The organism is Serratia sp. K1WW1 (assembly GCF_055790865.1).
Map to the genome: position 1 here is coordinate 1,264,171 of NZ_CM147697.1, position 19,243 is coordinate 1,283,413.

The 19,243-nt window shown below is 54.5% G+C and carries 19 protein-coding genes; 10 read left to right on the plus strand and 9 right to left on the minus strand.

Features of this window, described 5'->3' with window-relative positions; translation table 11 throughout:
• Window positions 1-62: 62 nt before the first annotated feature.
• The 6 genes from cadC (at window position 63) to ACX9GU_RS05640 (ending at window position 8,839) form a co-directional block, all read left to right on the plus strand.
• On the plus strand, window positions 63-1,613 hold the full coding sequence (cadC, locus tag ACX9GU_RS05615) for a lysine decarboxylation/transport transcriptional activator CadC (RefSeq protein ID WP_473194096.1): 1,551 nt from the start codon (window positions 63-65) through the stop codon (window positions 1,611-1,613).
• A gap of 418 nt (window positions 1,614-2,031) precedes the next feature.
• The gene (gene cadB, locus ACX9GU_RS05620; protein WP_473194097.1) at window positions 2,032-3,378 is read left to right on the plus strand and encodes a cadaverine/lysine antiporter; all 1,347 of its coding nucleotides are present in this window, start codon (window positions 2,032-2,034) and stop codon (window positions 3,376-3,378) included.
• Between the two features lie 95 nt (window positions 3,379-3,473).
• Window positions 3,474-5,612 (plus strand): lysine decarboxylase CadA, encoded by a 2,139-nt coding sequence (cadA, locus tag ACX9GU_RS05625; RefSeq protein WP_473194098.1) that lies wholly within the window; start codon window positions 3,474-3,476, stop codon window positions 5,610-5,612.
• Window positions 5,613-5,671: 59 nt separating this feature from the next.
• Window positions 5,672-7,132: a dipeptide permease DtpD gene (gene dtpD, locus ACX9GU_RS05630; protein ID WP_473194099.1), complete on the plus strand. Its 1,461-nt coding sequence runs from the start codon at window positions 5,672-5,674 to the stop codon at window positions 7,130-7,132.
• Between the two features lie 56 nt (window positions 7,133-7,188).
• Complete coding sequence (tilS, locus tag ACX9GU_RS05635; protein WP_473194100.1) at window positions 7,189-8,514, plus strand: tRNA lysidine(34) synthetase TilS; 1,326 nt, start codon at window positions 7,189-7,191, stop codon at window positions 8,512-8,514.
• A gap of 10 nt (window positions 8,515-8,524) precedes the next feature.
• The gene (locus ACX9GU_RS05640) at window positions 8,525-8,839 is read left to right on the plus strand and encodes a c-type cytochrome (RefSeq protein WP_209528788.1); all 315 of its coding nucleotides are present in this window, start codon (window positions 8,525-8,527) and stop codon (window positions 8,837-8,839) included.
• 51 nt (window positions 8,840-8,890) lie between these two features.
• Here ACX9GU_RS05640 and rof read toward each other — a convergent pair whose 3' ends face one another.
• Both rof and ACX9GU_RS05650 read right to left on the minus strand, forming a co-directional pair.
• A complete protein-coding gene (rof, locus tag ACX9GU_RS05645) occupies window positions 8,891-9,148 on the minus strand; it encodes a Rho-binding antiterminator (protein ID WP_223499701.1) in 258 nt (85 codons plus the stop codon).
• Window positions 9,141-9,341 (minus strand): YaeP family protein, encoded by a 201-nt coding sequence (locus tag ACX9GU_RS05650; RefSeq protein WP_024529521.1) that lies wholly within the window; start codon window positions 9,339-9,341, stop codon window positions 9,141-9,143. The genes rof and ACX9GU_RS05650 overlap by 8 nt, the downstream gene beginning before the upstream one ends.
• A 214-nt stretch (window positions 9,342-9,555) precedes the next feature.
• Between ACX9GU_RS05650 and ACX9GU_RS05655 the strand changes: the two genes are divergently transcribed.
• The 3 genes from ACX9GU_RS05655 to nlpE are packed head-to-tail and all read left to right on the plus strand — an operon-like array spanning window position 9,556 to window position 11,248.
• A complete protein-coding gene (locus ACX9GU_RS05655; RefSeq protein WP_473194101.1) occupies window positions 9,556-10,104 on the plus strand; it encodes a YaeQ family protein in 549 nt (182 codons plus the stop codon).
• Window positions 10,105-10,107: 3 nt separating this feature from the next.
• Complete coding sequence (arfB, locus tag ACX9GU_RS05660; RefSeq protein ID WP_473194102.1) at window positions 10,108-10,521, plus strand: alternative ribosome rescue aminoacyl-tRNA hydrolase ArfB; 414 nt, start codon at window positions 10,108-10,110, stop codon at window positions 10,519-10,521.
• Window positions 10,522-10,561: 40 nt separating this feature from the next.
• Window positions 10,562-11,248: an envelope stress response activation lipoprotein NlpE gene (nlpE, locus tag ACX9GU_RS05665; protein WP_473194103.1), complete on the plus strand. Its 687-nt coding sequence runs from the start codon at window positions 10,562-10,564 to the stop codon at window positions 11,246-11,248.
• A gap of 331 nt (window positions 11,249-11,579) precedes the next feature.
• On the opposite strand, the gene ACX9GU_RS05670 is transcribed toward nlpE, so the two are convergent.
• The 7 genes from ACX9GU_RS05670 to metN form a co-directional block, all read right to left on the minus strand.
• Window positions 11,580-12,440 (minus strand): YaeF family permuted papain-like enzyme, encoded by an 861-nt coding sequence (locus tag ACX9GU_RS05670; protein ID WP_473194104.1) that lies wholly within the window; start codon window positions 12,438-12,440, stop codon window positions 11,580-11,582.
• Between the two features lie 65 nt (window positions 12,441-12,505).
• Window positions 12,506-14,224, minus strand: coding sequence for a proline--tRNA ligase (proS, locus tag ACX9GU_RS05675; RefSeq protein WP_473194105.1), 1,719 nt, complete (start codon window positions 14,222-14,224; stop codon window positions 12,506-12,508).
• Window positions 14,225-14,345: 121 nt separating this feature from the next.
• Complete coding sequence (gene tsaA, locus ACX9GU_RS05680; protein WP_473194106.1) at window positions 14,346-15,053, minus strand: tRNA (N6-threonylcarbamoyladenosine(37)-N6)-methyltransferase TrmO; 708 nt, start codon at window positions 15,051-15,053, stop codon at window positions 14,346-14,348.
• Complete coding sequence (gene rcsF / locus ACX9GU_RS05685; protein ID WP_024485562.1) at window positions 15,050-15,454, minus strand: Rcs stress response system protein RcsF; 405 nt, start codon at window positions 15,452-15,454, stop codon at window positions 15,050-15,052. The genes tsaA and rcsF overlap by 4 nt, the downstream gene beginning before the upstream one ends.
• A gap of 117 nt (window positions 15,455-15,571) precedes the next feature.
• On the minus strand, window positions 15,572-16,387 hold the full coding sequence (locus ACX9GU_RS05690; RefSeq protein ID WP_473194107.1) for a MetQ/NlpA family lipoprotein: 816 nt from the start codon (window positions 16,385-16,387) through the stop codon (window positions 15,572-15,574).
• 98 nt (window positions 16,388-16,485) lie between these two features.
• Window positions 16,486-17,139: a methionine ABC transporter permease MetI gene (locus ACX9GU_RS05695; RefSeq protein ID WP_021179942.1), complete on the minus strand. Its 654-nt coding sequence runs from the start codon at window positions 17,137-17,139 to the stop codon at window positions 16,486-16,488.
• Entirely contained in the window at window positions 17,132-18,163 is a 1,032-nt protein-coding gene (gene metN / locus ACX9GU_RS05700) for a methionine ABC transporter ATP-binding protein MetN (RefSeq protein WP_473194108.1), read from the minus strand. Before metN ends, ACX9GU_RS05695 begins: the two co-directional genes overlap by 8 nt.
• Window positions 18,164-18,349: 186 nt before the next feature.
• Between metN and gmhB the strand changes: the two genes are divergently transcribed.
• A complete protein-coding gene (gene gmhB / locus ACX9GU_RS05705; protein ID WP_021179944.1) occupies window positions 18,350-18,913 on the plus strand; it encodes a D-glycero-beta-D-manno-heptose 1,7-bisphosphate 7-phosphatase in 564 nt (187 codons plus the stop codon).
• Window positions 18,914-19,243 lie beyond the last annotated feature (330 nt).

Genomic DNA, 19,243 nt, shown 5'->3' on the forward strand with positions numbered 1-19,243 from the left:
GTTATGGGTCGTTATGCTATCATCGCGCCCTTGCCCTCAGTGTCCACAGAGTTATTTCCACCATGCAAGAGCCTGTTTTCCGCGTCGGGGAGTGGCTGATCACCCCGGCCGACAACCGTATAAGCCGTGATGGGCGTCAACGGACGCTGGAACCGCGCCTGATCGATATGTTGCAGTACTTTGCTCAGCACCCGGACGTGGTGCTCAGCCGCGACGAGCTGATTGATAACATCTGGAAGCGCAATATCGTCACCAACCATGTGGTGACCCAGTGTATTTCCGAACTGCGCAAATATCTGAAAGACGGCGATCCAGACAGCCCCGAATACATCATCACCGTCCCCAAACGCGGTTATAAACTGACGGCACCGGTCATGTGGTGTGAAGAGGGGGAAGACGCGCCGCCGTTGCTACCCCAGGTGGCCGTGGTAATGCATGAGCCGGAAGATGGCAGCGAGGAAGAGGCTCCCGCCTATATACCGCCGCGCCCGGCCACCAAGCCAAAGACCCTGTTACCTACTGCGGCAGGCCGTTTTTATCAACGCTCACCCTTTTGGGTCTGGCTGGCTTTCCTGGCGGCGCTGTCTGCCTGCGTCGCCTTTGTTGGCATTGCGACCCTGTCTCAGCGCATACCGGTGTCCACTATGCCGGTGTTGCTCAACCCGCGTGATATCGATATTCGTATCCAGGGGGGTAACAGTTGCAGCAACTGGACGCCACAGCTCTCTTACGTGGTTGGCGTGAGTGAACTGGTCACCGACGCGCTGAATACCTATTCCACGTTCCTGGTACACGATCAGACCAATTACAACTTTGCCGGGCCGAGCAGCTCCGGCAAGTCGCTGTATATCGAGTTCGTTAACCAACGCCATTACCGTGCCCAGCAATGCTTCCTGTCGGTGCGGCTGGTGGATAATGCCGACAGCTCGATCATGCTGGATAAGCGCTACTTTATTACCACCGATAATCAGCTAAAAATTCAGCAGGATTTCCTTACCAGCCTGTCGGCAGCGTTGAAACAGCCTTGGCCGCAGCAACTGGCACAGCGTTTGGCGCAGTTGCTGCCGCAAAATGGCCCGGCGCTGCAGCGTTTCTATCAGGCACATCAGTTGCTGGTACAGGGAGATGCGGACTCACTGACCCGCGCCAGCAGCCAATTGGAGGCGATAATCAAAGCCTCGCCGGACTTTGAGTATGCTGTCGCCGAAAAAGCGCTGGTGGATTTGTTGCGTAACTCCTACCAACCCCTTGATGCGGCCGAACTAGCACAGCTACGAACGGATATTACCCGCCTGGGGACGTTACCAGCATTGGTAGATTCACCCATCTTGCAGCAGATAGTTACCGTCGATGCCTTGTCGCAGGGAAAAACCGATGAGGCTTATCGCGCCATTAATAAAGCTATCGATCTACAGATGTCATGGTTGAACTATGTATTACTAGGCAAAGTCTACGAAATGCAGGGCCATAACCATCAGGCTGCGGATTCTTATATTACGGCTTTCAACCTTCGCCCCGGTGAAAATACGCTGCATTGGATCCGTAATGGCGTATTCCAGACCTCAGTCACCGCAGTTGTTCCTTATTTGGACAATTACGACACGCAAAAATAACTTCATTGTTGACCATTACCATAAATACAGCACCACCTAAAGCTTAAGGCAGAGGGGAGCCATACAGGTTAGCCGACCGTTGAGCGCAGGGATGCGCGATTCGAGCCCCCATGGACGGGTTTACGGCGTGTCGGCGTTCTGTATGGCTCCCCTCTGCTTCACTGTTAATCCCCGCGACCTTATGTCATTATCTTTTTGATTATAAACAAGCTTTATATTTTCTTTAGCTCATCCTGCCATCTTGATGTTTTCACCAAAAACCTCCGGTTATCATTTGTCGCACCCTGAGCGTAATTTCACCTTATCTTTAGGACTTTATTTTGGCCGATCGTTAGCATCCTGATTATCAAGTCTGTTCATTAATCTCGCCTCTTAATGCTCAGCACTTACCAGCATCGATAATCAGGAGAAACTGACCATGGCTTCATCCAAGAAAATAGGGCTTATTGCCTGCACCGGCGTCGTCGCCGGTAATATGATGGGCAGCGGGATTGCCTTATTACCGGCAAACCTGGCAAGTCTGGGATCTATCGCCATCTGGGGATGGGTGATTTCTATCATCGGCGCGATGTCATTGGCTTATGTTTACGCCCGTTTGGCGACCAAAAACCCGCAGCAGGGTGGGCCAATTGCCTATGCGGGGGAAATCTCCCCGGCGTTCGGTTTCCAGACTGGCGTACTTTACTACCATGCCAACTGGATCGGTAATCTGGCAATCGGCATTACCGCCGTTTCTTATCTCTCGACTTTCTTCCCCGCGTTGAATAATCCGGTACCGGCCGGGATTGCCTGTATCGCCATCGTCTGGATATTCACCTTTGTCAATCTGCTGGGAGGCACCTGGGTCAGCCGCTTGACCACGCTGGGCCTGGTGCTGGTCTTGATCCCGGTAGTGGTCACCGCCGTGGCCGGTTGGCACTGGTTTGATGTTGCCACCTATCAAGCCAACTGGAATACCTCGGGCACCACCGATAGCCATGCAGTGGTGAAAAGTATCCTGCTCTGCCTGTGGGCGTTTATCGGCGTTGAATCCGCCGCCGTCAGCACCGGGATGGTGAAAAACCCCAAACGTACCGTGCCGCTGGCAACCATGCTGGGTACCGGCCTGGCTGGGATTATCTATATTGCCGCCACTCAGGTGATGAGCGGGATGTTCCCTGCGGAGCAAATGGCCGCCAGCGGTGCGCCATTCGCCATCAGCGCCTCCGCCATTATGGGTAACTGGGCAGCTCCGATGGTATCCGCCTTCACCGCCTTTGCCTGCCTGACCTCGTTGGGGTCCTGGATGATGCTGGTAGGTCAGGCCGGGGTGCGTGCGGCCAACGACGGCAACTTCCCGAAAGTGTATGGCGAACTGGATAAAAACGGCATTCCGAAGAAGGGCCTGCTGTTGGCAAGCTGCAAAATGACCGCGCTGATGGTGTTGATCACCGTGATGAACTCCAGCGGCGGCAAGGCTTCCGACCTGTTCGGCGAACTGACTGGTATCGCGGTGCTGCTGACCATGCTGCCTTACTTCTACTCCTGCGTTGACCTGATCCGCTTTGAAGGCGTCAACGTGCGTAACCTGCTAAGCCTGGTGGCGTCGGTACTGGGCTGTGGATTCTGCTTTATCGCCCTGATGGGCGCCAACTCCTTCGAGCTGTCCGGCACCTTTATCGTCAGCCTGATCATCCTGATGTTCTATGCCCGCAAAATGAATACCCGCCAGGTTGCCAAAGCAGCCGCAGCGGTCAACGACAGCGCCACGGCCAAAGCGCACTGAGATTGCGTGCTCTGACCCACTGAATTTACCCAGCCCCTTTCTTTCCGACCTGTCAGCCGCGACGGGAAGGGGCCCGACTGCCTGGAGAAATGATTATGAACGTTATTGCCATCATGAATCACATGGGTGTCTACTTCAAAGAAGAGCCGATCCGCGAACTGCATCAGGCGCTGGAAAGCCTGGACTTCCGCATCGTCTACCCTAATGACCGTGAAGATTTATTAAAGCTGATCGAAAACAATGCCCGCCTGTGCGGCGTGATTTTCGACTGGGACAAATACAACCTTGAGCTGTGCGAAGAGATCAGCCAACTCAATGAATACATGCCGCTGTATGCCTTTGCCAACACCTATTCGACGCTCGATGTCAGCCTTAACGATCTGCGCATGCAGGTGCGCTTCTTCGAATACGCGCTGGGCGCGGCAAAAGATATCGCCGACAAGATCAAACAGAACACCGACGAGTATATCGATGCCATCCTGCCACCGCTGACCAAGGCGCTGTTCAAATACGTGCGTGAAGGCAAATATACCTTCTGTACTCCAGGCCATATGGGCGGCACCGCCTTCCAGAAAAGCCCGGTGGGCAGCCTGTTCTATGACTTCTTTGGCCCGAATACCATGAAGTCTGACATCTCCATTTCGGTTTCCGAACTGGGTTCGCTGTTGGATCACTCCGGCCCGCACAAAGAGGCCGAAGAGTACATTTCCCGCGTGTTCAATGCCGAACGCAGCTACATGGTGACCAACGGCACCTCCACCGCCAACAAGATTGTTGGTATGTATGCCGCTCCGGCAGGCAGCACCGTGCTGATCGACCGTAACTGCCACAAATCATTGACCCATCTGATGATGATGAGTGACATCACGCCGATCTACTTCCGGCCAACCCGCAATGCCTACGGTATTCTCGGCGGTATCCCGCAGAGCGAATTCAGCCACGCCACTATCGCCAAGCGGGTGAAAGAAACGCCGAACGCCAGCTGGCCAGCGCACGCGGTGATCACCAATTCCACCTACGACGGCCTGCTCTACAACACCGATTTCATCAAACAGACTCTGGACGTTAAATCGATCCACTTTGATTCCGCCTGGGTGCCTTACACCAACTTCCATCCGATCTACAAAGGCAAATGCGGTATGAGCGGGGGCCGGGTTGAAGGCAAGGTGATCTATGAAACCCAGTCGACCCACAAACTGCTGGCGGCGTTCTCGCAGGCTTCGATGATCCACGTTAAAGGGGACATCAACGAAGAGACCTTTAACGAAGCCTATATGATGCACACCACTACCTCGCCTCATTACGGTATCGTGGCGTCCACCGAAACCGCCGCTGCGATGATGAAGGGCAACGCCGGTAAGCGCATGATTAACGGTTCCATCGAGCGTGCCATCAAGTTCCGTAAGGAAATCAAACGGCTGAAAGTGGAGTCCGAAGGCTGGTTCTTCGACGTCTGGCAGCCGGAGCATATCGATGAGCCAGAATGCTGGCCGCTGCGTTCCGACAGCGCCTGGCACGGCTTCAAAAACATCGATAACGAACACATGTATCTCGACCCGATCAAGGTGACCATTCTCACCCCAGGGATGAGCAAAGAAGGTGAGATGCAGCCGTTCGGTATCCCGGCCAGCCTGGTCGCCAAATACCTGGATGAGCGCGGCATCATCGTGGAGAAAACCGGCCCGTACAACCTGCTGTTCCTGTTCAGCATTGGTATCGATAAAACTAAAGCGTTGAGCCTGCTGCGCGCGATGACCGATTTCAAACGCTCGTTCGATTTGAACCTGCGGGTGAAAAACATGCTGCCATCGCTGTATCAGGAAGCGCCTGAGTTCTATGAAAACATGCGCATCCAGGATCTGGCGCAGAACATTCATCGCCTGGTCGAGCATCACAACCTGCCGGACCTGATGTACCGTGCGTTTGAAGTGCTGCCAACCATGGTGATGAACCCTTACCACGCCTTCCAGAAAGAGCTGCACGGCGAAGTGGAGGAAGTCTATCTGGAGGATATGGTCGGCAAGGTCAATGCCAATATGATCCTGCCTTATCCTCCAGGTGTACCGTTGGTGATGCCGGGGGAAATGCTGACCGAAGAAAGCCGCCCGGTGTTGGAGTTCCTGCAAATGCTGTGTGAAATCGGCGCGCATTATCCGGGCTTTGAGACCGATATTCACGGGGCGTACCGCCAGCCGGATGGCCGCTACACGGTGAAAGTGCTGAAAGCGGAATAATGGCATCACAGGGGAAAGCATAGACGCTTTCCCCTTGGTTATCCTGATGGGAGTACACCATGAAAACACCCTCACAGCCGCGCGCTATCTACTATGTCGTTGCGATCCAAATCTGGGAGTATTTTAGTTTTTACGGCATGCGCGCGTTACTGATCCTCTATCTGACCCACCAGTTAGGCTATTCCGATAGCCACGCCATCACCCTTTTCAGCGCTTACGCCTCTTTGGTTTATGTCACCCCCATTCTGGGCGGCCTGCTGGCCGATCGCCTGTTGGGCAACCGCGTCTCGGTGATTGCCGGGGCGGCCTTGATGACCTTGGGTCACATCGTTCTGGGGCTGGGGGCGGTCTCTGCCAACTCTCTTTATCTGGCGCTGGGCATTATCATCTGCGGCTACGGCCTGTTTAAATCCAATATCAGCTGCCTGCTGGGAGAGCTGTATCAGGCGCAGGACCCACGGCGGGAAGGCGGGTTTTCTCTGCTGTATGCTGCGGGGAACGTTGGCTCTATCCTGGCTCCGATCGCCTGTGGGTTGGCCGCTGAACGTTATGGCTGGCACGTCGGCTTTGCGCTGGCGGGAATAGGGATGTTTGCCGGGCTGATGATCTTCCTGTCGGGGAGTAAACATTTTCGGCATACGCGCGGGGTGAATATCCCGCTGATACAGGCCACCACGCTACGCTTGCCGCATTGGTTCTGGCTGGTGGTTGGGGTGTTGTGTGCTCCACTGTTTTTCGCGCTGTTGTTTATTCACAACTGGGCCGGGTATCTGCTTGGTGTTGTGTGCGCCGCGGCAGTGGTGATCGTCATGCGTATCCTCTGGCGGGTGAGTGGTGAACAGCGTCGGGCGTTATGGCAAATCATCATCTTGATGCTGCTGGGGACGCTGTTTTGGGCCTTTGCCCAACAGGGCGGCAGTTCGATCAGCCTGTTTATCGATCACTTTGTTGACCGGCAATGGTTCTCCTGGTCGGTGCCTACGGCGCTGTTCCAGTCGGTAAACGCCTTTGCGGTCATGCTGGGCGGCGTGCTGCTGGCCTGGCTGATGCGTAGCAGCCAGGGAAACGCTCAGACCGTGCGCATCTGGTGCAAGTTTGCCTTTGGCCTGCTGTTGATTGCGGTGGGCTTTATGCTGATGGCGCTAAATGCGCGCTGGGGGGAACTGCATGGCCAGGCCTCGATGGGGATGATGGTGGCGGGGCTGGCGGTGATGGGATTTGCCGAACTGTTTATCGACCCGGTGGCGATGGCCCAAATCACCCGGTTGGATATTCCTGGCGTCACCGGCGTGTTGACCGGTATTTATATGCTGGCGACCGGCTCGGTGGCTAATTATCTCGCGGGCCTGATTGCCAACCAGACCACCGAAAGCCAATTGGGTAATGCGATGATTGAAGCTTACGGCAAGGTTTTCACCCAGATAGGCTGGGGAGCTGCAGGCAGTGCCGCCTTGGTGCTGGCGGCTCTGGCGTTGTGGTGGGGAATGACCCGGCGCAATGATAGTGCGGTTAATGCTTGATTGATGGCGGTGGGCTGGTTAACGTGCAGCTATGTAGATGTCACTAAGCCCAATTGATGAAGACCCACCACCTCCTGACACAGATTGCCGACCATCTAGGGGCTGAGCGCCAACTGCTGCTGGCGTTCAGCGGCGGCCTGGATTCCAGCGTACTGTTGCATCTGCTGGTGCTGTTGCGCCAGCAGCAACCGGACATTGCCCTGCGCGCGGTGCATGTCCACCATGGCCTGAGCCGTTTTGCCGATGATTGGGTGGCACATTGCCAGCAGCAATGCGAACGCTGGCAGGTGCCACTGGTGGTGCAACATGTGCAGCTTGAGGGACGGCCAGGAGGCATTGAAGCCGCGGCCCGTTCGGCCCGCTACGCTGCTTTCGCAGAAACGTTGGCCGTAGACGAGACTTTGCTGACGGCGCAGCATCTTGACGATCAATGTGAAACCTTCTTGCTAGCCTTAAAACGGGGCAGCGGCCCTGCGGGGCTGTCTGCCATGGCGGCACAAACCCGTTTGGGGAACAATGCCTTATTGCGCCCGCTGTTGGGAATATCGCGCCAGCAGTTGGAAGCTTACGCACACCAGCATCAATTGCAGTGGATCGAGGATGACAGCAATCAGGATCCCCGCTTCGATCGCAACTTCTTACGTCTGAACGTTCTGCCGATAGTGAATCAGCGTTGGCCGCATTTTGCTGCCGCCACCGCCCGCAGCGCTGAATTATGCGCCGAGCAGGAGCAACTGCTGGATGAGCTGCTGGCCGAGCAATTGGCCCAACTGCTGGATGGCGAAAACTCGCTCGCTATCGCCGAATTGGCTACCTGTTCTGCGGCCAGGCGCTATGCTTTGCTACGGCGCTGGATTGGGCTGTTTAGCGTCACCATGCCTGCGCGAGATGGCTTGCATCGGCTATGGCAGGAAGTGGCGTTAAGCCGGGAAGATGCCGAACCGCAACTGCAACTCGGCAACTACCAGATCCGCCGTTTTCGCCAGCGCTTATATCTGCTACCGCTGATGCCTGATCTTAGCGGCACACAATTGCCCTGGCCTAATGAGGCTCCATTGGCGTTACCAGACGGACTGGGTACTCTGTACGTGGGCGAAGGTGAATGCCAGGTACGTGCCCCTTTAGAGCATGAGTCGGTCAGCGTGCGTTTTACCGCCAAGGGTAGGGCGCGGATTGTTGGCCGTGCCGGTTCACGTCCGATAAAAAAACTGTGGCAAGAGTTGGCGATTCCACCGTGGCAGCGTGAACGTATCCCATTGCTCTACTATGATGAGCAGTTAATCGCTGCCGTGGGCGTATTTATTACTGAGGAAGGGCAAGCGTCTGCGGGGCAACCGGCTTGGCGGCTTGGCTGGAAAAAAAATAATAACAATCTGCTGTGAGGAGTGGGCAATGAAATTGGTGAGCTTGATGGTAGTGATGGCCGGCGTGCTGAGTTTTTCCGCCATGGCGGCGGGCGATGCGGCGGCAGGAAAGAATAAATCGGCCAGCTGCATGGCCTGCCACGGCGCGGAAGGTAAGGTTTCGGTACCTATGTACCCGAACCTGGCCGGGCAGAATCAAATGTACCTGGAGCACTCTTTGCAGGCTTACAAGAAAGGAGAGCGCTCTGGCGGGCAGGCTGAAGTGATGAAGGCCTATGTATCGGGTCTGTCGGATGAGGATATTGCCGACCTGGCGGCCTATTACGCCAGCCTGAAGCCTTAAATGACGAGGGCAGCCCGTGGGCTGCCCTGTGGAGATGGCGTTACCGCAAAGTCAGTCTGACAGGCTGACAACCACGGTACCGATTTCCGGATGACTGAAACTGAGGATGTGATCCAGACGCAAGCTGAGAGCGCTACCGGCCTGATCGACAATCAGGTACTCAACGCCCTTGGTAAATTTCAACTCGGTGGCAATGCCTTCGAACTTCTCTCCGTCGCGTAACTCTAGCTTCAGAATGTAGTTATGCTGACAGGCGAGTTCCAGGCTTTCATAGTCATCGCAATTGATGGATTGGTACTCATCATTCATCAACATGGTCGCTCACCAATAAGTTAGCGGCGGCAAATGCCGCCTGTTCCCTAACGGAGGACGGTAGCTCGCTATTCGCGGCAACCTCGTCCAATGCCTTTAACACACATGCTAGTGCATCCGGCACGTAGCCTAGATCTCCACTGCCGATCTGAGCGTAAAAACGTCGTACTAACTCACAGTATTGTTGCACAATGGCCTCCCTTTAGGATCTCTGCATTATCGCCACGCAGGCTGCAATAAGGCACAGACACTCGGGGTTAAATCCTATCTAAAGGACTATAGCACAGGTGTTAGTGAGTTATTAGTTCCTCTTTTTGGGCATTAGTCCACTCCTGACGCTCCCCGTGCTGGCTGCGGGCTGCCCTGATCAAGTACAATGTGGCTTGTTAATAAAGAGGTTACCCATGGCGCTGAAAGCAACAATTTACAAAGCCACGCTCAATATCGCTGATATGGATCGTCACTTTTACTTTGATACCACACTCACCCTGGCCCAGCATCCTTCAGAAACCGAACAGCGCATGATGCTGCGCCTGCTGGCCTGGATCTGCCATGCCGATGAACGCCTGGCGTTTACCAAAGGCCTGAGTGCGGAAGACGAGCCGGAAATCTGGCGGCGTAACGACCATAACGGGCTGGAAATGTGGATAGAGCTGGGGCTGCCGGATGAGAAACGCATCAAAAAGGCCTGTAATCAGTCACCTCGGGTGGTGCTTTACGCCTATGGCGATCGCGCTGGGCATGTCTGGTGGCAGTCTATGCAGAGCAAGGTGGCCAACCACAAGAACCTGAGCATCCGTTTTCTCGATGATGAACAACTGTCCCGCTTGACCGCGTTAGCCTGCCGCAATATGACGCTACAGGCCACGCTGCAGGAAGGCACTATCTGGCTGTCAGACCTTCAGAATAGTCTGGAAATTCAATTTGCCGAATGGCAGCAGGCGCAGGAATAACCGGTGCTGGAACTGTCAAGAAACGTAGCCATACCGGACAGCGAAATAGAATTAACGGCGATCCGCGCGCAGGGTGCGGGTGGCCAGCATGTGAACAAAACCTCAACGGCGATCCATTTGCGCTTTGACATCCGGGCGTCCAGCCTGCCAGAGTACTATAAAGAACGGCTGCTGGCGCTTAATCATCATTTAGTGACCGGTGATGGGGTGGTGATTATCAAAGCGCAGGAGTATCGCAGCCAGGAAATGAATCGTGAAGCGGCACTGGCCCGGCTGGTGGCGCTGATCCAACAGGCGATGGTGGTCGAAAAGACGCGCAGGGCCACCAAACCGAGTAAAGGTGCCAAATTACGCCGTCTCGAAGGCAAAGTGCGTAAAGGCGCGACCAAGGCGCTGCGCGGCAAGGTTTTACCTTAGGCGGCGTCTTGGCATCAACGGATGACAACAGGAGAATAACTTGAAGCAAATAACCATTGCCCTGTTTTTAGCGGCAGGAGCCCTTTCATTGCTGGGATGTAACAATCAATACCAGCCAAAAGAACAGCCGCTTCAGCCGATGCAACAGAGCTATCAGGGATTATTGCCTTGTGCCGATTGCACTGGGCTGGATACCACACTGTTCCTCGATCAAGACGGCACCTTTATCTTGCAGGAAACCTATCGCGGCTCAAGAGATGGCGACAGCACCTTTGCTAGCTACGGCACATGGGCGCGTACGGCAGACAAGCTGGTGCTGACCGAAAGCAACGGTGAAAAACGTTATTTCCATCCGGAAGGCAAGCAATTGAGAATGCTGGACCGCAGTGGAGCACCGATTGTCTCCCAGCTTAATTATGTGCTGTCGCCGGTGACCAAAGCCTTGCCGAAAACTCCGATGCCGTTGACCGGGTTGTATACCTATATGGCCGACGCGGCGGTATTCCAGGATTGTGCCACTGGCAAAACCTTCCCGGTAGCGAATAATATCGCGTTGGAGCAGGGCTATCTGAAGGCTCAGCGGGCACCGGGCGAACCGGTATTCCTGATGTTGAACGGGCATTTCAGCGTGCAACCTTCTATGGAAGAAGGGCAGATGGAAAAAGCGCTGATCCCGGAGCCGGGTGGCAAAATCGCCTTTGATAGCAATAAGAGCTGTGCTAACTGATTCCCCTCACCCCAACCCTCTCCCACAGGGAGAGGGAGCTGCCCGGAGTTGTTGATTAGTTCGTGCGGCTTCGGAATGTAGGGCGTAGGAATAAAAAGATAAGGTATTACGCAGAAAAATCAGCGAGCTCGATCGGTTCCCTCTCCCTGTGGGCGCAGTTTGTGGCGTTTGGCTGGCCTGTGCAACTTCGGAAATGGAGGAGCAAACAGGTAATACGCAGAAGAATCAGCGAGCTCGATCGGTTCCCTCTCCCTGTGGGCGCAGTTTGTGGCGTTTGGCTGGCCTGTGCAACTTCGGAAATGGAGGAGTAAACAGGTAATACGCAGAAGAATCAGCGAGCTCGATCGGTTCCCTCTCCATGTGGGAGAGGGTTAGGGTGAGGGCCCTGGTTTTTTGCTAACGTCCGCGAACGTAAATAGATCCCCGGCTTGATATGGCCAACGTAAACCAGCGCTTTGCTAGGTGCCAGCGTGGCAATATCCCCTTCCCGCATATGCAGTAAATCGCCTGGGCTGACCCAGCCTGGGGCGGCCAACGTCAACGGATGCCCGGCGTTTTCAAACGCGGCAATCACAAACTCCGAACAGAAATAGGACGACTCGGTGCCGGTCGGCGACTTGAGCTGGGCTGCGGCCAAGCCTTTGACACATTGCTGGCGGAAATCGGCAGAGAAGGGGTTCAGCGAACACAGCTGCTTGGTCATCATAAAGGGCACCATCTCGGCAATGCCCAGATAGTTATACCGGCTGCCGGCCTTTTGGCTGGCGAAATGGCGGATCTGGCTAGCCTGCTCCGGTGTCAGATCGGGGATGCGCAAAGCAAACATCTTGTCGCTATGGGTCAGCGCGTCTTTCAGGCTGATAATCTGCACGCCTTCCCCTACCGCTTCGGCAACCTGACCTTCGCCAATATACACGGCCACATGGCTGACTGACGAAGTACTCAAGATACGGATCCCGAGTGATTTCAAACCGATAGTTGAGGAGAACAGCAGGTCTCCCTCTTGCAGATCGGCCTGATTGATTTCTCGCAGAGTTTTTCCAGGGGCGGAGCTTAACGATTGGAACTGAACGTTGACGGGATTAATGGGGTGTTTTTCACGGTCGGATAAGCCTACATCCATGGTGCAACCGGTCAAAAACACCGAAAGCAAAGCAAACAGGCGGGTAGCCGAGGGGCTGCGTAATGGCATAAGTTAATCCTTTAACAACAACATCCATTAATAAAGCCCCCCATCTGGGGGGCTTTGTCTAGCGATTAGCGTTGGATCTGGCCCAGCAGGAAATCAACGATTTCGCCGGTTTTGATCATCTGCTTCTCGCCAACACGGCGATTTTTATACTCAATCTCTTCGCTGTCGAGGTTACGATCGCCGATCACGATGGAGTGAGGTACGCCGATCAGTTCCATATCGGCAAACATCACGCCTGGGCGCTCTTTACGATCGTCGAGGATCACGTCGATGCCGTGTGAACGCAGGGTATCGTACAGTTCCTCAGCCAGAGCCTGCACGCGGAATGACTTGTGCATGTTCATTGGCAGAATAGCTACCTGGAACGGGGCAATTGCGTCCGGCCAGATAATGCCACGGTCATCGTGATTCTGTTCGATGGCTGCAGCTACCACGCGCGTTACGCCGATGCCGTAGCAACCCATGGTCAGCACCTGATTACGGCCATCTTCACCCTGTACGGTGGCTTTCATCGCTTCCGAGTACTTGGTACCCAGTTGGAAGATGTGGCCCACTTCGATACCGCGCTTGATCAGCAGCGTACCTTTACCGTCTGGGCTGGCATCGCCTTCCACCACGTTACGGATATCGGCGCTCTGTGGCAGCGGCAGATCACGCTCCCAGTTGATGCCAAAGTAGTGTTTGCCATCGATGTTGGCGCCCGCGCCAAAGTCGCTCATGGCCGCTACGCTGCGATCGACAACCACTGGGATCGGCAGGTTGACAGGACCAAGGGAGCCTGGGCCTGCGCCGACGATTGCACGGATTTCTTCTTCCGTGGCGAAAGTCAGTGGAGCCGCGATCTGTGGCAGTTTCTCGGCCTTGATTTCATTCAGCTCGTGATCGCCGCGCACCAGCAGGGCAACCAGCTTGTGGCCACTCTCTTCACGGGCGTGCACCATCAAGGTTTTCACCGTTTTCTCTACTGGCAGTTGGAATTGCTCTACCAGTTCGGCGATGGTTTTGGCGTTCGGCGTATCGATGATGCGCAGTTCTTCGGTTGCCGCAGCACGTGGCTGAGCAGGGGCAACCGCTTCGGCCAGCTCGATGTTGGCAGCATAGTCGGAACCGGTTGAGAACACGATATCGTCTTCACCGCTGTCTGCCAGCACCTGGAACTCATGTGAAGCGCTGCCACCGATAGAACCGGTATCGGCCAGCACCGGACGGAAATCCAGACCCATGCGGTTGAAGATCTTGCTGTAGGCCTCGTACATCGCGTCGTAGGTGACCTGCAAGGATTCCTGGGTGGTGTGGAAGGAATAGGCGTCCTTCATCAGGAATTCACGCGAGCGCATTACGCCAAAACGCGGGCGAACCTCGTCACGGAATTTGGTCTGGATCTGGAAGAAGTTCAGCGGCAGCTGCTTGTAGGAGCTGATTTCGTTGCGGATCAGATCGGTGATCACTTCTTCATGGGTTGGACCAAGCACAAAGGGACGCTCGCCGCGATCGACAAAGCGCAGCAATTCCGGGCCATATTGCTCCCAGCGGCCACTTTCCAGCCAGAGGTCTGCGGGCTGAACTACCGGCATGGAAACTTCGATCGCGTTAGCATTGTTCATTTCTTCGCGAACGATGTTTTCAACCTTCTTCAGAACGCGCAGGCCGGTCGGCAACCAGGTGTAAAGACCGGAGGCCAGCTTGCGGATCATCCCGGCGCGTAGCATCAGCTGGTGGCTGATCACTTCGGCGTCGGCAGGTGTCTCCTTCAGTGTGGAGAGCAGATATTGGCTTGTACGCATGGTGTTTTGGTTCCGTTAGAACTGCAAATTGCATCGGGCTGCCAGGGTTGGCCGCCAAAATTTTCAAAAGTGGCTTAGTTTACCAGCGCGAGCCGGTTGTCAAAAGAGAGCGGGCGGAATTTTAACGGGCGTCGAGCGACAACACTTCGCTTTGACTATCAACGATCCGCCAGCGCACGTTGAACTCCAACAACCATACCGCATATTCGCGCCCGCTGGCTTCTTCTTTTCGATAGGCGGGGCGAGGATCTTGCGCCAGAACCTGAGTGATAAAACGGCGCAGGTTGGGGTAGCGCCGCACATGTTGCTGCAGCTGTTGTTCCGCTTCGGGCGAGAAATACACCGGCATATCACCGGCCGGAGCCGCCTGTGCAAACCCGGCTCGCGCTTGCGGATGGCTTTCGGCAAACGGCAAATAGGGTTTGATATCGACCACCGGCGTACCGTCGACCAAATCCAGGCTGCCCAGCTCCAGTACCACCTCGCCCCCTTGAGTCCGTATGCCTTTCAGTTCGATCAAGGACATACCCAACGGGTTTGGGCGAAAGGTCGAACGGGTGGCGAACACGCCCATACGCGCATTGCCGCCCAGACGAGGAGGCCGCACAGTGGGACGCCAGCCTCCTTCCATGGTTTGATGAAACACAAACATCACCCACAGATGGCTGAACTCGCTGAGGCCACGTACCGCTTCGGGCTGATTGTAAGGCGGCAACAACACCAGTTCACCGCCGCCGTCTTCAACTAGCCCTGGCTGACGGGGAACCGCGAATTTCTCTTTATACGGAGAACGGATGGTGCCGATCTGCTCAAAAACAAAATCGGTCATTTGGCTGAGACGTTAAGCGCAGAGCCTTGGCAGATGGCCTGCTGGTAACAACCGGCGACGCCGCTGACAATCTGACAGTCATGCAGTAGCACCGCATTGGCCTTCATGTAGGAAGCTCGGGTCTGCATACGCTTACGTGCGGTATTCAGATTTGGCGGAGAGTCCTGAACCGTGGTCTGACAGGATTCGCCAGAAACCTCACCTAAATCGCGGAAAGGCTTGCCGACCAGTTCTTCTGCACTCTTGTACAGTTTTACCGGGGCCGGGCGGGCTGCTGGGGTGGCTTTTACCGGAGCGGGAGCGGCCGTAGTTGTTGTGCTGTTTGTTGTGGATGGAGCCGTGTGCTGCGTTGAGCATCCAGTCAGCGCGAGCGCTAACAAACAGAGAGGTAAAACACGCATTGAGAGTCCCTGCCATTTTATAATCAAAGTGGCGCTATTGAAGCAATCTCTGGCACAAATAACAAGACGGGCCGTAGCCCGTCTTGCAATTATCGGAATAAAATGGCTAATGAATGATTACCAGCCTTTTACTGCGCCACCGTTAAAGATCTTGTTGGCCGCTTCGTTAACTTCGTCAGACTGGTAAGCCTGAACGAGTTTCTTCACGTTTTCCGCGTCTTTGTTATCTTCACGGGCAACCATGATGTTGACGTAAGGTGAGTCTTTATCTTCAACAAACAGACCGTCTTTGGCCGGCGTCAAACCAATCTGGCTGGCGTAAGTGGTGTTGATGATGGCCAGAGCGATTTGCTGATCGTCCAGTGAACGTGGCAGCTGTGGTGCTTCCAGTTCAACCAGCTTCAGGTTTTTCGGGTTCTCGGTCACGTCCAGCACGGTCGGCAGCAGGCCAACACCGTCTTTCAGCTTGATCAGACCCTGTTTTTGCAGCAGCAACAGTGAACGGCCCAGGTTGGTTGGATCGTTAGGCAGTGCTACCTGTGAACCTTCTTGCAGCTCATCAATGGATTTGATCTTTTTGGAGTAACCGGCGATCGGGTATACGAAGGTGTTACCCACCGTAACCAGCTTATAACCACGATCCTTGATCTGCTGATCCAGGTAAGGCTTGTGCTGGAAGGCGTTGACATCGATATCGCCTTTGCTCAGGGCTTCGTTTGGCAACACGTAGTCGTTGAAGGTGACCAGCTCAACGTCCAGGCCATACTTATCTTTTGCTACTTTTTGTGCCACTTCAGCCACTTGCTGCTCAGCACCAACAATAACACCCACTTTGATATGGTTTGGATCTTTTTCATCCTGGCCACAACCGGCCAGAGCCAGAGTACCGATCAGTGCGCCGATTGTTGCGATGGATTTAAACTTTAACGACATATCCCTTCCTCAATTAGACTCGCATATGAAATACGCCTTACTCTTTATCCTGCCAGATGCAGCAAAGCTATCGAGTAGATGTCAGCGCGTGGGTAAAACTATTTGTGGGTAACGGCCTTCACGATACGGTCGCCACCAAACTGGATCAGATACACCAGCACCACCAGTAATATTAATACCGTATTCATCACGGTAGCGTTATAACCAATATAACCATACTGATAACCAATTTGACCTAAGCCACCGGCACCGACGGCACCGCCCATTGCAGAATAGCCCACCAGGGTGATCAGCGTGATGGTAGCGGCATTCACCAAACCTGGCAGCGCTTCAGGCAGCAGCACTTTGGTGATGATTTGCATTGGGGTCGCACCCATGGCACGAGCGGCTTCAACCAGACCTGACGGAATTTCCAACAGGGCGTTTTCTACCATACGGGCGATAAAGGGAGCCGCGCCCACGGTCAGTGGAACGATAGCCGCCTGCAAACCGATAGAGGTGCCAACGATCATGCGAGTAAACGGGATCATCCAGACCAGCAGGATAATGAACGGGATGGAACGGAAAATGTTCACCAACCCGGACAACACCTTATAGACGGTATTGTTGGCAATGATTTGCCCAGGGCGGGTCACATATAACAGTACGCCAACCGGTAAGCCAAGAACAAAGCCAAAGAAGCCGGAGACAAAGGTCATCGTAACGGTTTCCCACACGCCACGTGCCATTAACCACATCATTGCCTCAGACATAACCCAGAACCTCTACTTTTACCTGATTTTCTTGTAGGAACTTAATCGTTGCCTGTGCATCTTCATCGGAGCCGTGCAGTTCAGCCAGCATCACGCCGAACTTCACGCCGCCAGCGTAATCCATCTGTGCGCTGATAATATTGTTGTTCACGTTAAAGCGACGAGCCGCTTCTGACAGTAACGGTGCATCGACCGAGCGGCCGGTAAACTCCAGGCGTAACAGCGGTTGACGGCCTCCGGTACGTTCAGACACCAGGCGCGCGGCGTAGTCGTCCGGGATATCCAGATGCAAAGTAGCCTGGATAAACTGCTGTGCCAGCGGCGTCTTAGGGTGTGAGAACACTTCGCTGACGCTGTCTTTCTCAATCAATTGACCTTGGCTAATAACCGCGACCTGATCGCAGATACGTTTCACTACGTCCATTTCATGGGTGATCAGCAGGATGGTCAGCCCCAAACGGCGGTTGATATCTTTCAGCAGTTCGAGAATGGAGCGGGTGGTGGCTGGATCCAGCGCACTGGTCGCTTCGTCGCACAGCAGCACTTTAGGATTGCTAGCCAGCGCTCGGGCGATGGCCACACGCTGCTTTTGGCCGCCTGACAGATTGGCAGGGTAGGCATCGTGCTTGTCTGACAGACCAACCAGCTCCAGCAGCTCGACCACGCGTTTTTTGATTTCCGCGCGTGGGGTGTTGTCCAGCTCCAACGGTAGGGCAACGTTACCGAAGACCGTACGTGAAGAGAGCAGGTTAAAGTGTTGGAAGATCATGCCAATCTGGCGGCGTGCGCGCGTCAGCTCACCTTCAGACAGGGAGGTCAGATCCTGGCCATCAACCAGAACGGTACCTGACGTTGGGCGCTCAAGCATGTTTGCGCAGCGGATCAGCGTACTCTTACCGGCGCCTGAGGCACCGATGACGCCATAAATCTGTCCGGCAGGAACGTGAAGAGTCACGTCAGAGAGTGCGCTAATGGAACGCGACCCCTGCTGGAACACTTTGGTGATGTTGGAAAGTTTAATCATATTCTTCTTATTTTTAGCTTGGTTGCCGTGGCCTAATAAAGAGAGACCTTGATCAGCGCCAAGGTCTGGATCAGATGTTAAGGCGTCTAGACGTCCAAGTCAACGTTAACGCTATTCTTCATCATTCTCAGTCTCGGCGAAAACATGCGATACTGTGGCGGTTTTCAGGCTTTCAGGAGCATACCGGTGACACAACGCGTTCCAGCAATTTTCTTAGATCGTGACGGCACGATTAATATCGATCATGGCTACGTCCATGAAATAGATGATTTCCAGTTTATCGATGGCGTGATTGACGCCTGCCGTGAACTGAAAAGCATGGGCTTCGCACTGGTGCTGGTCACCAACCAGTCTGGCATTGCCCGTGGTAAATTCAGCGAAGACCAGTTTATGCGTCTGACAGAATGGATGGACTGGTCGATGGCTGACCGCGACGTCGATCTGGACGGCATCTATTTCTGCCCACATCATCCTGAAGCAGTAATAGAAGAGTATCGCCAGGTTTGTGATTGCCGCAAACCGCAGCCGGGCATGTTGTTGCAGGCGCAGAAAGAACTGAACATCGATTTGGCCGCTTCTTATATGGTTGGCGACAAAATCGAGGACATGCAGGCGGCTGCAGCTGCAGGGGTAGGCACTAAAGTGTTGGTGCGCACCGGCAAGCCAGTCACTGAAGAAGGTGAGAAAGCGGCGGATTGGGTGCTAAACAGCCTGCAAGAGCTGCCTGCAGCGATTAAAAAGCGGGTTTAAGCAGCGTTATGCATGAATAGTGAGCGGTCAGAAAAAAAGTGCATATTATCCCTTGTCATTCTGAACCAGCTCCCTATAATGCGCCTCCATCGACACGGAACATGTGAACAACTTCACAGAGTATCCGGGGGTCGCAGAGAAAAAACCTGAAATTAAGGTTGACTCTGAAAGAGGAAAGCGTAATATACGCCACCTCGAGTTAGCAAGCGAAAGCGCGTAACTCACTGCTCTTTAACAATTTATCAGACAATCTGTGTGGGCACTCACAAGACGATATCCAGCTGCTTCGGTAGCAAAAAAATATCAAGTCTTGAAGAGTGACCAAGCAGT